General features: G+C 56.2%; 17 protein-coding genes. 4 read left to right on the forward strand and 13 right to left on the reverse strand.

Features of this window, described 5'->3' with window-relative positions; all coding sequences use genetic code 11:
* Positions 1-42: 42 nt before the first annotated feature.
* Positions 43-267: a hypothetical protein gene (locus ATO10_RS13860; protein WP_035252610.1), complete on the forward strand. Its 225-nt coding sequence runs from the start codon at positions 43-45 to the stop codon at positions 265-267.
* A gap of 137 nt (positions 268-404) precedes the next feature.
* On the opposite strand, the gene ATO10_RS13865 is transcribed toward ATO10_RS13860, so the two are convergent.
* The 3 genes from ATO10_RS13865 to ATO10_RS13875 are packed head-to-tail and all read right to left on the reverse strand — an operon-like array spanning position 405 to position 2358.
* Positions 405-956: a methyltransferase family protein gene (locus tag ATO10_RS13865; protein WP_035252612.1), complete on the reverse strand. Its 552-nt coding sequence runs from the start codon at positions 954-956 to the stop codon at positions 405-407.
* Complete coding sequence (locus tag ATO10_RS13870; RefSeq protein ID WP_035252613.1) at positions 953-1588, reverse strand: cation efflux transmembrane domain-containing protein; 636 nt, start codon at positions 1586-1588, stop codon at positions 953-955. Before ATO10_RS13870 ends, ATO10_RS13865 begins: the two co-directional genes overlap by 4 nt.
* Positions 1588-2358: a transglutaminase-like domain-containing protein gene (locus ATO10_RS13875; RefSeq protein WP_051598155.1), complete on the reverse strand. Its 771-nt coding sequence runs from the start codon at positions 2356-2358 to the stop codon at positions 1588-1590. Before ATO10_RS13875 ends, ATO10_RS13870 begins: the two co-directional genes overlap by 1 nt.
* A 70-nt stretch (positions 2359-2428) precedes the next feature.
* Here ATO10_RS13875 and ATO10_RS13880 point away from each other — a divergent pair, with 70 nt between their 5' ends.
* On the forward strand, positions 2429-2845 hold the full coding sequence (locus ATO10_RS13880) for a MerR family transcriptional regulator (RefSeq protein WP_035252616.1): 417 nt from the start codon (positions 2429-2431) through the stop codon (positions 2843-2845).
* A gap of 139 nt (positions 2846-2984) precedes the next feature.
* Here the strand turns inward: ATO10_RS13880 and ATO10_RS16730 are convergent, their stop codons facing one another.
* From ATO10_RS16730 to ATO10_RS13900, 3 genes are all read right to left on the reverse strand, one after another.
* Entirely contained in the window at positions 2985-3731 is a 747-nt protein-coding gene (locus tag ATO10_RS16730; protein WP_155886775.1) for a hypothetical protein, read from the reverse strand.
* 155 nt (positions 3732-3886) lie between these two features.
* The gene (gene cueR, locus ATO10_RS13895; RefSeq protein WP_035252745.1) at positions 3887-4282 is read right to left on the reverse strand and encodes a Cu(I)-responsive transcriptional regulator; all 396 of its coding nucleotides are present in this window, start codon (positions 4280-4282) and stop codon (positions 3887-3889) included.
* Between the two features lie 7 nt (positions 4283-4289).
* The gene (locus ATO10_RS13900; protein WP_035252623.1) at positions 4290-6809 is read right to left on the reverse strand and encodes a heavy metal translocating P-type ATPase; all 2520 of its coding nucleotides are present in this window, start codon (positions 6807-6809) and stop codon (positions 4290-4292) included.
* A 149-nt stretch (positions 6810-6958) separates the two neighbouring features.
* Between ATO10_RS13900 and ATO10_RS13905 the strand changes: the two genes are divergently transcribed.
* Positions 6959-7159, forward strand: coding sequence for a heavy-metal-associated domain-containing protein (locus ATO10_RS13905; protein ID WP_035252626.1), 201 nt, complete (start codon positions 6959-6961; stop codon positions 7157-7159).
* A gap of 1 nt (position 7160) precedes the next feature.
* Here the strand turns inward: ATO10_RS13905 and ATO10_RS13910 are convergent, their stop codons facing one another.
* Complete coding sequence (locus tag ATO10_RS13910; protein WP_051598156.1) at positions 7161-7691, reverse strand: hypothetical protein; 531 nt, start codon at positions 7689-7691, stop codon at positions 7161-7163.
* Positions 7692-7820: 129 nt separating this feature from the next.
* Here ATO10_RS13910 and ATO10_RS13915 point away from each other — a divergent pair, with 129 nt between their 5' ends.
* Positions 7821-8372 carry a Crp/Fnr family transcriptional regulator gene (locus ATO10_RS13915; RefSeq protein ID WP_051598157.1) on the forward strand — a complete coding sequence of 184 codons (552 nt, stop codon included), beginning with the start codon at positions 7821-7823 and terminating at the stop codon, positions 8370-8372.
* Here the strand turns inward: ATO10_RS13915 and ATO10_RS13920 are convergent.
* From ATO10_RS13920 to ATO10_RS13945, 6 genes are all read right to left on the reverse strand, one after another.
* Positions 8350-8871, reverse strand: coding sequence for a DUF411 domain-containing protein (locus ATO10_RS13920; RefSeq protein WP_238323506.1), 522 nt, complete (start codon positions 8869-8871; stop codon positions 8350-8352). The two genes, ATO10_RS13915 and ATO10_RS13920, sit on opposite strands and share 23 nt — an antisense overlap.
* A gap of 50 nt (positions 8872-8921) precedes the next feature.
* On the reverse strand, positions 8922-9458 hold the full coding sequence (locus ATO10_RS13925; RefSeq protein ID WP_238323507.1) for a c-type cytochrome: 537 nt from the start codon (positions 9456-9458) through the stop codon (positions 8922-8924).
* Positions 9455-10654, reverse strand: a complete 1200-nt coding sequence (locus ATO10_RS13930) for a multicopper oxidase family protein (protein WP_238323508.1) — start codon at positions 10652-10654, stop codon at positions 9455-9457. Before ATO10_RS13930 ends, ATO10_RS13925 begins: the two co-directional genes overlap by 4 nt.
* Positions 10655-10755: 101 nt before the next feature.
* Positions 10756-11367 carry a DUF3047 domain-containing protein gene (locus ATO10_RS13935; RefSeq protein ID WP_051598167.1) on the reverse strand — a complete coding sequence of 204 codons (612 nt, stop codon included), beginning with the start codon at positions 11365-11367 and terminating at the stop codon, positions 10756-10758.
* Positions 11368-11411: 44 nt separating this feature from the next.
* Positions 11412-12143, reverse strand: coding sequence for a DsbA family protein (locus tag ATO10_RS13940; RefSeq protein WP_035252632.1), 732 nt, complete (start codon positions 12141-12143; stop codon positions 11412-11414).
* 27 nt (positions 12144-12170) lie between these two features.
* A complete protein-coding gene (locus ATO10_RS13945; RefSeq protein ID WP_035252635.1) occupies positions 12171-13568 on the reverse strand; it encodes a multicopper oxidase family protein in 1398 nt (465 codons plus the stop codon).
* Positions 13569-13622: the final 54 nt, after the last annotated feature.

Genomic DNA, 13622 nt, shown 5'->3' on the forward strand with positions numbered 1-13622 from the left:
ACGCAGCAAAATCAGCGCTAAAGTGCAGGAAGTCCGTAAACAGTGAATGATGGTAAAGGTGAGGGCGTCGCGATCGCAAATCTGATCGGGGCCGATGGGTACAGCGTTGTCGGCTGGGTATATCGCTGGAGTACAGGCGAACATGCGGTAATGTGGGACGTCTACGGACCCAAGCCGGTGTCTGAAACCCGGCCAGATCTGAGTGCGGAACAGAAGCAAGAAATTGGTTTCGGTGCGCTGACGCGGATCGGAGGAAACAGCCGCTGATTGGTTCCGTCAGGAAGTGCCCATCTCGTTTTCAGTAGTAGATGTGTCTCCAGCATACCGGGTACTGGCCAACTGGCAGCCAATGACTGCGAAGCGTCCACGCCTCCCACATTGTCGTGTGAAGTAAAACGGCGGCTTCAGAAAAAGCGTCGGACTTGGGCGGTGTATTCATCGTACTTCCTTCCATACTGGGAACGAAGCCAAGGCTCCTCGGAAAAGGGGGCAGCTAGAAGAACGATAATTGCCGCAAATCCCACTACTGCTACCAACGGCGCGGCCGTAAGCACAACCCATCCAAGGATCATAGCTACGTCCGCCATGTATTGTGGGTTGCGCGAATGGCGATAGAGCCCGTCTGTCTGCAAGCCATCTGCGGCCCCCCCGGTCTTACGGACTCCAAAGCCTGCCACGGCGCCCCAAACCACGACATTACCGAGTAGGATCAACGGCACCCCAAGCCCGAACCGCAGTAACAGCGGGATATTCAAGTCGCCCCATCCCAGAACGCCAAGCGCGATCAAAACACCAAAGAGCGTGAAAGTCGGTACCCAAACAAAAATAGGCGTCAGAACTGTATATCGAATGGGTGGCCACAATCGTTTCGTGGGCCGAGCGATAGACCAAATGATCGCCGCAAATGTCGCAGCGGCGATCCCTAGGCCAAGAACAGTGAGCAAGATTTCCATCATGATGCTGCGTGTTTATGCATCGCGACTTCGCGGCGTTCCGCCAGGGCTTGGCGAACGATCTGGAAGGAAGACGACAGGAACAGGCCGGCTATGATGGACGCGACGATAAGGTCTGGCCAGCCGGTTGCCGTGCCCCAAACACCCAATGCCGCAAACATCACAGCCACATTTCCGATAGCGTCGTTGCGTGAACAGAGCCAGACCGAGCGGACATTGGCATCACCGTCCTTGTAACGCACCAGCAAAAGCACACTCGCAAGATTCGTAAGCAGCGCGAAGAAGCCGACGATCCCCATGATTTCCGCTTCAGGCACGCCGACATAGAAAACACGGTAGACTGTCGATCCGAAAACCCAGAGGCCCATCAGCAGCAGGCTTACTCCTTTTGCCAAAGCGGCATTGGTGCGCGCCCGGACCGAAGCGCCGATCACCGCAAGCGAGATGCCGTAGGTTAGTGCGTCCCCCAGAAAGTCGAGAGCATCGGCTTGAAGCGCCTGTGACTTCGCATAGTGACCCGCGGTCATCTCAACTGCGAACATCGTCGCGTTCAATGCAATGACAATCCAAAGCCGCCGCTTGTAGTCGTCTGACAACCCGTCAAACTTCGCGTCGTGTCCACAACATCCTGACATCACATGGCCTCTTTCAGATTGATCGGTGCGTGTTTTGGAAGAAGGTTTTCCCCGCCGCCGGGGATGGTTGGCACAAGACCTTGCCGGATCCGCGCCACGCGCCGGTTCATCCAGTGCCGAATAACATGGCGATAGAGTAGCCCGCGCAAACCGGTAAGCTGCCGATGCTCTTTGTAAAAAGCATCCGGGCTATCGAAGACACCGAAGTCGTGGTTGATCCCGGTTTTCTGGATGTAGGTGCTCTGACCAGACCACTCGATGCGTGGGGCCTGAAGACAGTCCGTCCCCGCGCCATAGGCACAAAGCGATGTGCGATCCGGGAAGCTCTTCTGAAGCGCCCCGAGAACGCTTTGGTCAAGGATAAAACCTTCAAGATTGATCCACTTGCCGTCGATCAGGACTTCAACCCAGGAATGGATGATGTTTCTCGGAGCGATCGGGTAGATCAGCTCGGGTACAACGCCGCGCTGCAAACTCTTGTCGATTGTGAAACCATGGAACCGGCAAGGGATGTCCAAGGCACGGAGCAGTGCCATCAGGAGCGTCCCCTTGGTGTTACACTGCCCGTATCCGTCCGCTAGCACGCGGGAGGCAGGCAGCGCATCATCACGGTTGTATCCGAACAGGATATCGTTTCGGACGAATTCATAGGCGGCACCGATGCGTGCGACGGAGTCAGAAGAGGCCCATCCGCGTTCGGCGATCAAGGCCTGAATAGTATCGGATCGAAAATCGAGGATTGGGGTTTCGGCGAGGTATCTCTGGAACATGGTTCACTCTAGTTTTAGCGTCCCAATTCATATACGATCTCTAGTGACTAGAGGTTCAAGAGGTATTTTCATGTTTTCGATTGGCGAGCTTTCTCGACGCACCAACGTCAAGGTTCCAACGATCCGTTACTACGAAGAGTCCGGGCTTTTGGACGCCCCAGAACGGACGGAGGGAAATCAACGCCGGTATGATGCGGCGGGACTGGAGCGTTTGAGCTTTATCAAGCACGCACGTGACCTCGGATTCTCGATTGAGGCGATTGCTGCCCTGACCGAATTACAGGGACACCCGGATCGGTCATGTGCAGAGGCTACCGATATCGCCTCTGCACAGCTTGCGGATGTCCGAGCGAAGATCAAACGTCTCTATGCTCTTGAGAAAGAGCTGGAGCGAATTTCCAAGGGCTGTGATGGCGAAGGAGTGACCGAAAACTGCTATGTGCTCGCTTCTTTGGCCGACCACGACCTTTGCGAGCGCGAGCACTGATGTAAGAAAGCTGACAATTATCCTTCTATGCTAATTGGTAGAGTTGGTGCACCGCTGACCGAGGTGCTTGGCAGGCGAATGGCTGTTCGAAACATCTTTCCGCAAATACCTCAGTTCCCTGGCGCAGCATCGCCATTGGTCAGTAGTTCACCTGCTCAAAGCCGTAGTTGCCCTCATAGTCACGCCAGTCGACGAAGACGGATCGATGATAGATACCGGGGCAATTCTGGCCCCATCGTTCAAGGCCCACATGAGCAGCGGGAAGGGCAGTGATAGAAGACCTCTGCCAGGTGAAGTCGCCTTGGGTCCCGTAGGTGCCGAGGACCACGGCGGCGCTGCGGTTGCAGTCTCCATCGCGCCCGGATTCGTGCTGCCGCGCATACCGGACATCATAGACTCGGATGGACCGGACGAAATTGAACTCAGGTCCGCTGATATCGATGTCTGCGCGGTCTTGAATGAGCCGGAGGGCCGGGTCGGCGGGAAAAAGGTAATCAGAGGCTTCTGGAACACGCCAAGCAACCTCAATCGGTCCAGCGTCATCGCGCGCTGGAAAAGTCTGTCGCGGTCCAGCGCTATTGCCTTGGAAGAACGCTTCGAAGATGCGGTCTGCTCTGTTTGATGCCGGAGAGGTCTCATAGGAAGCGCCCATGGGGCAGCGCCAGATCTGTAGCGGCGGTTCTACCGGCCAAGGTGTAATTCGCCGGATGAATTCAGCGCGGGCGCGGGCGCAAGGGACGGAAGCGGGCCAACCGCCAGAAAGACACAAGAGGATCGCGCAATCGATCGGGTATGTCTGCGCGCGGGCGGGCATCGGCAGCGAAGAACTTGTCACAGTCAAAGTGACTAAGACCGAAGGGAGGAGCTTCTTGAGTAGATGACGCATGCTGAGGACCCTCTGTAACAGAGTACAGCATATATACGATAATATACTATCGCAACACTAAGTATAAATTCGCATAATCTATGTTATGTTAATTTTAGGGCAACTTCTCTAAGTGTCCAAGGCGAACTGACCGATCATACTCCCATCCTTATCTGTTAGGTGTCGCGCTCGGCACTCAACCCTCTCAGGATTGGGCAATCCGGGCGATGATCTCCGGCACATTCTTCGGCTAGGTGTGTCAGTGTCTCATGCATGGCCTGGAGGTCGACGATCTTGGCCTCGATTTCTTCCAAGTGCTTGTTCGTGATCTCCTTCACCTCGGCGCTTGCACGCGAGTCGTCTTCGTACAAGGCGAGAAGCGCGCGACAGTCTCCGATCGTGAATCCAAGAGCACGCGCTCGGCCGAGGAACGTCAGCTTGTGAAAGTCAGATTCCCGAAAAACGCGGTAGTCGTTAGTGTCACGCAGAGGCGTAACCAGGCCGATGTCTTCATAGTAGCGAATGGTCTTAGCACGTAGACCAGTACGTTTGGAGACTTCTCCGATATTCAGATTCATGTCACTCTCCTGCGTATTCAGCCAATGCTGGTTTCAATCCGCTAAGGTCCTGCGCCAGCCCCTTGGATGTCGGCTTGATTACCGGTTTCACCCAACGAAGACGCAATGCGTTTGTCAGGACAAAAACACTGGAAAGCGCCATCGCACCGGCTGCCAGAACAGGCGAAAGCAGCAAGCCGAAAGACGGGTATAGGACGCCTGCAGCGACTGGAATCAGCATCGTATTATACCCGAATGCCCAAAACAGGTTCTGACGAATGTTGCGCATTGTGCGGCTTGAGATGTCGAAGGCGTTGACCACACCGGTCAGATCGCCTGACATCAACACCACGTCTGCGGCTTCAATCGCAACATCCGTCCCGGTGCCGATTGCGATGCCCACATCCGCTGTTGCCAAGGCAGGAGCGTCATTGATGCCATCACCAACAAAGGCCAGCTTCCCGTGGGTTCGCAAGTCTTCCAGCGCCGTGACCTTCCCCTCGGGCAGGACTTCGGCCACGACAATGTCGATGCCAAGGTCCTGTGCGATTGCGTCGGCGGTGCCCTGATTGTCCCCCGTAATCATGGCGACACGCAGCCCAAGGTCGTGCAGGGCTGCAATGGCGGCCGGTGTTGTGGGCTTGACAGGATCAGACACCCCGATGACGGCGGCTACCTTACCGTCGATGGCGGCGTACAGGGGGGTGCGTCCCTTGAGACCCAGGCTGTCGCCGCTTCCTTCAAGCGCACCAAGATCAATCCCTTCGCGGGTCATGAATCGGTCAGCACCAACTAGGATGTGCCTGCCTTCGACCTTGGCTTCGACACCGTATCCGGTGACCGAGGTGAACGCCTCGACCGCAGCGCCTGTCAGCCCTTTGCTCGCCGCTGCACGAGTAATGGCTTCGGCGATCGGGTGCTCGGATTGCGCCTCGACGGCCGCAACAAGACCCAGCACCTCATCTTCATCAAACCCGTCGGCGACGATCAGGTCTGTCAACTCGGGGCGTCCTTCCGTCAGGGTGCCGGTCTTGTCCAGGGCAACCACACGCGCTTCTTGCAACATCTGAAGCGCGTCCCCTTTGCGGAACAGAACTCCCATTTCGGCCGCGCGCCCGGTGCCGACCATGATGGATGTCGGGGTCGCCAAACCCATCGCACAGGGGCAAGCGATGATCAGCACGGCGACGCCCGCAATGAGCGCGAAGCTCAGGGCCGGATCGGGGCCGAACACCAACCAGCTCAGCACTGTCAGTGTGGCAATGGCCATGACGGCGGGTACAAACCAGCTGGTGATCCGGTCGACAAGCCCCTGAATTGGCAGCTTTGCCCCCTGGGCTTGTTCCACCATCTGGATGATTTGCGCCAACATCGTATCAGAACCAATCTTGGTCGCTTGGAAAACCAGTGCGCCAGTGCCGTTCACCGTTGCTCCAACCACGGCTGCCCCAGCGGATTTTTCGACCGGGACAGGTTCGCCGGTGATCATGCTTTCGTCGACAAAAGAGCTCCCACTTGTGACGTCACCGTCTACAGCAATCTTTTCCCCGGGGCGGACGTGGATAAGGTCGCCGACCGCGATCTCTTCGACCGCAAGTTCGACAATCTCACCGTTTCTCTCGACCCGTGCTGTCTTGGCCTGAAGCCCGACAAGTTTGCGGATCGCCTCGCCCGTGCGGCCCTTTGCACGTGCTTCAAGAAAGCGGCCGAGCAAGATAAGAACTACGATCACCGCCGCTGCTTCGTAATATACATTGGCCGTCCCCTCGGGTAGCACGCCCGGAGTGAACGTTGATACCAATGAAAATCCGTAGGCTGCCGAAGTGCCAAGCGCGACCAAGGAATTCATGTCCGGGGCCCCTTTGAAGAGCAATGGGAACCCCTTGGTGTAAAAGCGCAAGCCGGGGCCGAACAAGACAACCGTTGTCAGCACGAATTGGACGAGTCGGCTGTTTTGCAGGCCGATTGTGTCTTCGATCCACATGTGCATGGAGGGAAACACATGGCTTCCCATTTCAATGATAAAAACCGGAAAAGCCAGAAGTGCAGCAACCAGTGTAAGCCGAGCCAAACGCGTGATTTCGGCTGCTTTGCGGTCCTGCTTGTCAGGGTCTGCATCCGCCTTCACTTTTGCAGGATATCCAAGATCCGTGGAAATTCGCGCCAAGTCCGTCGGACTGACCGCTCCGATCGCATAGTGCACAATCGCCGTTTCGGTTGCGAGATTCACTTGCGCGTCGATCACACCGTGACTGGCCTTCAGTTTGCGCTCGACCCGGCCAACACAGCTGGCACAGGTCATGCTTTCGACGTCCAGTGTGACCTCTCCTGTGGCCGCCGGATAACCCGCCTTGCGCAACGTATCAATCAAGCTGGCTAAATCCGCAGGTGCCGTAAAACTGACCCGGGCGGTTTCATTGGCCAGATTGACGGCAACCTCCGACACACCGGGAACTGCGACCAAGGTCTTTTCGACACGTCCAACGCAGGACGCGCAGGTCATGCCCTCAACTGACAGGACAACCGAGTTTTCTTCCGACATGACATTCTCCACGATTCGGGTGTTCCCGCTTTGAGTTGGGGGTTCCAGTGTGGGTAAGGTCAAGCGTCGAATATCACGTTTTTATGATGCTTGACCTTACCCCATGGGAACCCCCACGTAGCACAGTGAAGCAACAAGCGGAGTGTAATATGAGCAAGTTTAACGTACCGGACATGAGCTGCGGTCATTGCGTGGCCGCCATCGAAAAGGCAGTGGCTACTGTGGATGCAGATGCAGTTCTTTCCTTTGATCTCGAGGCGCGGACAGTCGATGTGTCCAGCCGTTTGAGCGAACCTGAACTGGCCGAACTTCTGGACAAGGAGGGCTATCCCAATACGCTTGCTGGCTGACTCAATGCACCATTTGGCCGCTAGCCATGCCAAGATGGTGCTTCTGGTGATGTCCCCCTACGGCCATCAAACCAATAAAGCCCAAGGCACGAATGGCCCTTGGATTTTCGGGTGAGGTCACGGTCCAAGTGACCTCATCTCCTCCAATATCGACCTGACTGAACCATCCTGTTTCACCTGCCAGGACAGGTGCATGGGCGGGTACCATCCGCTGAACAGCGCCACCACCTGGTCCGGTTGTCTTGATCTTGAACCTTGCGCCATTCGGAATGTCCCAAGACGTCACTTCGGCGAGTTTGACCAGATCGTCCATATCGAGCAGATGCTGGTGCAACGCGCCGATATCCACTTGGTTCCAATCAGTATCGGGGTCGGCTCGCAAAATGGTCACGATTTCGGCGATAGCGGCAAATGCCCCCTGCCCCGGCTCGAGCGGAGCAATCAGGGTCTTCTCTTCTGCGGTATGGGTGTGGCTGTGCTGAGCTGATGCGGTAGAAGCAACGAGAAAAGCTAAAATGGCCAAGCGGATCATGTCGGGTTCCTGTCTTTCGTTATTTCCCCCAGTCTGGTCTTTCCATCCCTACAGGCATATGATTTCAATCATATGCAAGCCCCAGCTCCTCTTCCCACGCCGTTTGATCGCCTCCCAAAGCGGGATTTGATGCCGCGATACCTCTGTTCTGGGGACACCCTATTTCGTCAAGGTGATCCGGTTCGAGCAATGTTTTTCCTGGAATACGGTGCGGTCAATCTGATCCGGCATACGGACGCCGGGCAAAAAGTCTCAATGTTTCGAGCTGTCTCGGGCGACACGATGGCTGAGCCGGCACTCTTCTCGGAAACCTATCATTGCGACGCGGTTGCCGAAGACAGCAGTTCTGTGCTGTGTCTGGACAAGGGTTTGGTGCTTGATGTCATGGCGCAAGACCCAAGCTTTGCGACCTCGTTGGTTCAACGTCTCGCCATGCAAGTCCAGACCTATCGTCGCCGGTTGGAGCTATTGGCCATCCGTTCCGCTGAGGATCGTGTCATAGCAGGTTTGGCGGATGGAAGGCTGACAGGATCGGTCATGAATTTCGCAGCCGACCTGGGGCTGAGCCACGAGGCGGTATACCGAGCTCTTTCGAAACTGGTGCGTGACGGGCGGATCGTGCGGCCCGCCCGCGGTATCTACGAAATGAGTGAACCGGTTAGTGTGCCTCGTAGTGAGTGAACACTTCGGTCGTTCCGTCCTTCAAGATTAGAAAAACGGAATAGGTATCCCTTTCGCTGTCCGGTCCCATACCCGGTGAACCCCAAGGCATGCCCGGAACCGAAAGGCCGATCGCTTCCGGTTGCTCACTCAACAAACGTCGAACGTCATGCGGCGGCACATGGCCTTCAATCACGTATCCGCCCACCTGTGCCGTGTGACACGACGCCATGTCCTCGCTGATTCCACGCTGTTCTTTTAGGCGCACCAGTGCTTCATAGGGGGCTTCATGAACTTCCATCTGAAAACCGTCTGCTGACATGATGTTGATCCAGGCACCGCAGCATCCACAGTCAGGATCCTTGACCACTTGAACCAATGGCTGCGAGCTGGCGAAAGCGGGCAAGGCCGCGCTAAATCCAGCAACACCAAGACCGCACAAGAGCGCACGGCGATCGACGGAGACAGTCGTCATTTCATTTCCTTCCCGGTACGGGTTATTCGATTTGAGCTTGGTCATTACCCTATCAGAACTGAGGCCAAGCGACCTGATAAACATCAAGCCGAGTGTCACGAGCCGCCCTTCATCTGTTCTCCTTCAGTGCGGACAGCTTGTGTTTCGCGCATTCGCTCCGGCCAAGTGGATTTGATAAAAGCCAGAATATCCCAGATTTCCTGGTCACTGAGTTGATCACCAAATCCAGGCATGCCACTGGCGAACCCTTCCACGCCTGACGCCGCAAGCGCTGCCTGCCCGCCCAATTTTGTGTAGTTGAATAGCAAGGCATCCCCATGATGCCAAGTATGGCCGGTCCTGTCGTGTGGAGGTGCAGGAAGGGTGCCGTCCTCCTTCTGGCTGCGCCAGTTTGGCTCTCCTTCAAGATTGGCTCCGTGACACGAGGCACAATTTTCCGCGTACAATACGGCACCAGCTTCTGTGTCTGAGGATACCGGTTGTTTCGGCGGCCCGGCGTTTGCTTGGATTGTGCTGAGTACCGTCGCGACGCCAGCAGTGCTTATGAGGACCACCACAGCAGATAGGATCAGTTTGGATCGAGACATGAAATACTCCTCACCGTGTTTGTTCAAAGCAGGTTCTACAGTCATGTTACCTCAACCCAGGTCGCCATGCCGTCCGCACTGTGGCTGAGCATGTGACAATGCAAAAGCCACCGACCTGGATTATCGAAAACGCAGGCGATCTTTCGATCTTCACCTGCTTTAACCAGTAATGTGTCGCGCCAAGGACCAAAGGGGCCCGATCCCAGTACCTCGCGAAAGTGATGCCCATGCAGATGGATACCATGATCGAATGCGGTTGGGTTCGACAGTGTGATCTCAGCGGTGTCCCCCCAGCGAAACTGTCCCAACGGTTCCATGGGTAGCCCGGAGACGCCGTTGAAAGACCAGGTCCCGAAACCGCCGTGGTCCGGGTCGCCTTCCCCCCCGCGCATCACCAATTTCAGCGATTGGCCTGGGCGGATAGGTGTAGGCAACCCATGAGCTGGTAGAGGTTGGATCAACTCGGACCCTGGTGTCGGGTTCGTACCCTTCATGGATATGCGCCCAATTTGCCTAAGAGAGTCACCGTCACTCGTTGAAATTGAAACATCAGAGATCACGGTCCCTATGATGTCCACACGCTGCCCGGGTGCGATCGTCATAGGTTCCAGCGCTGTTGGTTGAGCAAGTGGCATACCATCCAGTGCAACCACAGATCCGTTGATCCCGTTTAGGTCCAGCGGGAACACGCGATCAATCGCGGCGTTGATCAGGCGCAATCGCACCCGATCGCCCAGACGAACAGAGCTCTGCGACAGGAAAACGCGAAGCGCGATGCCAAGACGTCCCCAACGCGCGAAGTCCTCCATGACACCAAAATCCGTGTCGAACTCTCCGGCCGGCGTCATCCTGAAATCCGCCAGTATGGCCGTGATGTCGTGGTCGACCTCCGGCGGATTTTTCTCTTCCACGATCAAAGGACCAAATAGGCCCCGGCCGACCTGTTCGTAAGACAGGTAGTGCGAGTGATACCAATAGGTGCCTGCATCCGGTGGGGAAAACTCATAATCGAATGCTTCCCCGGGAGGTACGACCTCTTGCGTTAGAATTGAGACCCCATCCATCCGATTTGGCACACGGATCCCATGCCAGTGGACCAAGGCGCCATCGTCCAGACCATTTTCTAGTCGCACCCGCAGGCGATCTCCCTGCTTTACCCTGATTTCAGGACCTGGAAGCGAACCGTTGAACCCGAGAAACCCGGCCAATGCTCCGGTTCGCCCAGGCCATTGAACCGACATCGGAGCGGGCCTCAGAGTTATCCCGGATGTTTTTGACACGGCAGGACGTGGCACCAACACACTGGCCATCGTACCAAGCAACATATCTCTGCGGTTGAGGATCATTCCGATGTAACCAGTTCGAGGTTTTTGATCGACGCCTGGATTAACCCATCGGTATCGTCGCTGTCCGCAGAAATGCCGATGCCAACAAGAGTGTTCTTCTCCTCGCCAAAGGCCGTCCGGAAATCTGCCTCCAGGTCGACATCCTCGTGATACTCTCCGGAACCGCTGGCGCGCAAAACACGTGTTACCAACCGAGGGTGATACGGGCTTGGAAGAAAGCTGTCGGGACTGTGTTGGCCCCCCCAGACATAGACTAGTGCACGCGTATTTGGGTTGCGAAGCAATCGGCGGGCCGACTTTTTTGTCAGCCCATTTGCCGTTTCGGCGTCCACGAAGATGAAGTAGATCGCCAAATTTCGATCGTCGCCGCCTTTTTGGGTCAGATCGGTCGCCACAACCCCGTTGCGCACTTTCCAGCCCCACCTAGCCTTGGAAGCCTCTCCAAGGGATGGCTCGACCGCGCGCCAAATCAGGGAAACGGTATCGTCTGACGTCACTTCAAGGTGTTGCCCCTGAAAACTGTATTGGTTTGACCACAGGCGTAGAAACCCCTGTTCTTTCCAACTACCGTCAAACGATATGGGCTCGCCGCTTGCGGGGCCGACCATCGCAACGATAAGGGAGGCGGCCGCCAGCAGGCGGCACTCTCGGATCACTCTAGCCCTTTCCGTGTCGAGTCAACGATTTCTTCCAGCTGGGGTTGCTCAACGAACCCCGGCACCAATTCATCCCCGATCACAAATGACGGAGTGCCGTTGAACCCCAAAGACTGTGCAAGGCTCATTGACGTTGTGAGGTGTTCGTCGATTTCGGGCGCTTCCATATCAAGGCGCAGTTGGTCGATATCCAGCCCGACTTCGGCGGCCACCCGCAAGACGCTTGCCTCTTCCGCGCGGCCATTCATGCTCATCATCGCCCAGTGGAATTCTTCATACTTGCCCTGTTTACGCGCAGCCAACGCGGCTTTGGCGGCGAAAACAGATCCTTCTCCAAGGATAGGCCATTCGCGATACACCAGACGCACATTTGCATCGGCATCCATTAGGCCTTGGACTTCATCCATAGCGCGGCGGCAATAGGGGCAGTTGTAGTCAAAAAACTCGACAACCGTCACGTCCCCATCCGGGTTGCCTAGTACTGGTGCGTTTGTGTCCTGCTCAAGAAGCGCACGTTGGTTGCTCAGGACATCTGCACGTGCCACTTCCGCCGCATCGGCCTGGCGTTGTTCCAAAATGGCAACGGCTTCCATGACGATGCCTGGGTTCTCTCTGATTGTCTCCAGCACAAGTTCCTTGATCCTGTCTTCATCCAGACCGTCTGCCCAAGCCGCCAAAGGCAGTGCCATAGCTGTTGCGAGGGTGAAAACCCCATGTCTAAATTTCATTGATGTGTTCTCCCTGTTCTTCTTTGTTCACGTCACATTGACCCATGTCGCCATGCCGGAAGCCGTATGCGCCAACATGTGGCAGTGAAAAATCCATTTCCCTGGATTCCCTGCGACAAATGCGATTTCACGGGTTTCGTCACCAAAAACCAACAGCGTATCCCTGAGAGGCCCCAGTTTTCCGTCGTCCAGGACCTCACGGAAATGCATACCGTGAAGATGCATCGCGTGCGGGAAGACCGTGTCGTTGTGGATACTTACCCGTGCGGTTTCCCCCGTTGATAGTTCGGCAAGAGGTGTCTCCGACATTCCGACAACACCGTTGAATGACCAGAACTGGTTTTCTGCGACCAGTTCGCGAAAGCTTTTGGTTTCACCGTTATAAGTCGCGCTTTGAAGTCTGCCCATGGCGCCGCCTTCCATGTTCAACTGGAACAGGCGGGCTTTGCCCACGTCCGGAACTTTCATATCGGGGTTGGGCGGCAGGGGGAGCGGCGCCTCTCGCGCCGCAATCGATGTGGGCGTTGCCTCGACTGGAAAGGACACTTGCGAGAAACCTTCCTCGTCATCGATACGCACAAGATGAGCGGTTTCGCCGGGTGCTGCAGTCACATCGACAAACAGATCAATGCGTTGACCCGGTGCCAGGAGAAATGTTCCGCTCACCTTTTCAGGCTCATCCAGCGGCATGCCGTCATAGGCCATGATCCACCCCTCAAATCCCGACAGGGCGAGCTGAAAAATGCGCGCGTTGGCGGCATTAATCAGGCGTAGTCTAAGCCGTTCATTCTGTTTCGCCGAAAGCTCGGTAAACGCAGCCCCATTTGTTGCGATGTAGTTTCCGCGGCGCCCTGCGTGACTTTTGTCATGAGGGGAATCGAACTCGGGGTCCAGCTGAGCTGTTTCCGGGTTCAACAACCAATCGTCCAGGATCAGGACTTCTTCGCGGTCAACGTCAACTGGCTCGGTCTCGTCGACAATCAAAGCGCCATAAAGGCCTCGGGCAACCTGTTCCATGGATCGGTTATGAGCGTGATACCAGAAAGTGCCAGCATCCTGTGCGGTGAAGTCATAGTCGAAGCTTTCACCTGATGGCACCGCCTTCTGTGTCAGGCCGGCGACGCCATCCATCGAGTTGTCGATGCGCACACCATGCCAATGAATGGAGCTGGCCTGGGGGAGGTCGTTCACAAAGCGGCGCGTTACCCGTTCGCCCTGTTTGACTCGTATCATCGTGCCGGGCATTTGCCCGTCATAACCCCAGATTTGCGTTTGCGGATACTCCGATGGCGCAAGCTGAACAGTCGCGGGTCGGGCAGTCAGCTTGATTGGATCTACTGTCGCTGCTCGTATTGGTCCCGGCAGTAGTGCACTGAGTCCGAGGGAAGCGCTCAAGCTTAAGAAATCTCGTCGTGTCTGTGTCATTTGGTTTCCTGTTGAGGCAGGGGGCCATAGCCCCCTGCCCTATCATGTTTCGCG

The organism is Actibacterium atlanticum (assembly GCF_000671395.1).
Lineage (GTDB): Bacteria > Pseudomonadota > Alphaproteobacteria > Rhodobacterales > Rhodobacteraceae > Actibacterium_D > Actibacterium_D atlanticum.

Bases quoted from the DNA above. Each gene is read 5' to 3' on its own strand.
- ATO10_RS13940 (WP_035252632.1), bottom strand. From the start codon at position 12,143: ATGAAATTTAGACATGGGGTTTTCACCCTCGCAACAGCTATGGCACTG.
- ATO10_RS13900 (WP_035252623.1), bottom strand. From the start codon at position 6,809: ATGTCGGAAGAAAACTCGGTTGTCCTGTCAGTTGAGGGCATGACCTGC.
- ATO10_RS13925 (WP_238323507.1), bottom strand. From the start codon at position 9,458: ATGACTGTAGAACCTGCTTTGAACAAACACGGTGAGGAGTATTTCATG.
- ATO10_RS13875 (WP_051598155.1), bottom strand. From the start codon at position 2,358: ATGTTCCAGAGATACCTCGCCGAAACCCCAATCCTCGATTTTCGATCC.
- ATO10_RS13865 (WP_035252612.1), bottom strand. From the start codon at position 956: ATGATGGAAATCTTGCTCACTGTTCTTGGCCTAGGGATCGCCGCTGCG.
- ATO10_RS13870 (WP_035252613.1), bottom strand. From the start codon at position 1,588: ATGTCAGGATGTTGTGGACACGACGCGAAGTTTGACGGGTTGTCAGAC.
- ATO10_RS13915 (WP_051598157.1), top strand. From the start codon at position 7,821: ATGCCGCGATACCTCTGTTCTGGGGACACCCTATTTCGTCAAGGTGAT.
- ATO10_RS13930 (WP_238323508.1), bottom strand. From the start codon at position 10,654: ATGTCGGTTCAATGGCCTGGGCGAACCGGAGCATTGGCCGGGTTTCTC.
- ATO10_RS16730 (WP_155886775.1), bottom strand. From the start codon at position 3,731: ATGCGTCATCTACTCAAGAAGCTCCTCCCTTCGGTCTTAGTCACTTTG.
- ATO10_RS13945 (WP_035252635.1), bottom strand. From the start codon at position 13,568: ATGACACAGACACGACGAGATTTCTTAAGCTTGAGCGCTTCCCTCGGA.
- ATO10_RS13920 (WP_238323506.1), bottom strand. From the start codon at position 8,871: ATGACCAAGCTCAAATCGAATAACCCGTACCGGGAAGGAAATGAAATG.
- ATO10_RS13880 (WP_035252616.1), top strand. From the start codon at position 2,429: ATGTTTTCGATTGGCGAGCTTTCTCGACGCACCAACGTCAAGGTTCCA.
- ATO10_RS13935 (WP_051598167.1), bottom strand. From the start codon at position 11,367: ATGGTCGGCCCCGCAAGCGGCGAGCCCATATCGTTTGACGGTAGTTGG.
- ATO10_RS13905 (WP_035252626.1), top strand. From the start codon at position 6,959: ATGAGCAAGTTTAACGTACCGGACATGAGCTGCGGTCATTGCGTGGCC.
- ATO10_RS13910 (WP_051598156.1), bottom strand. From the start codon at position 7,691: ATGATCCGCTTGGCCATTTTAGCTTTTCTCGTTGCTTCTACCGCATCA.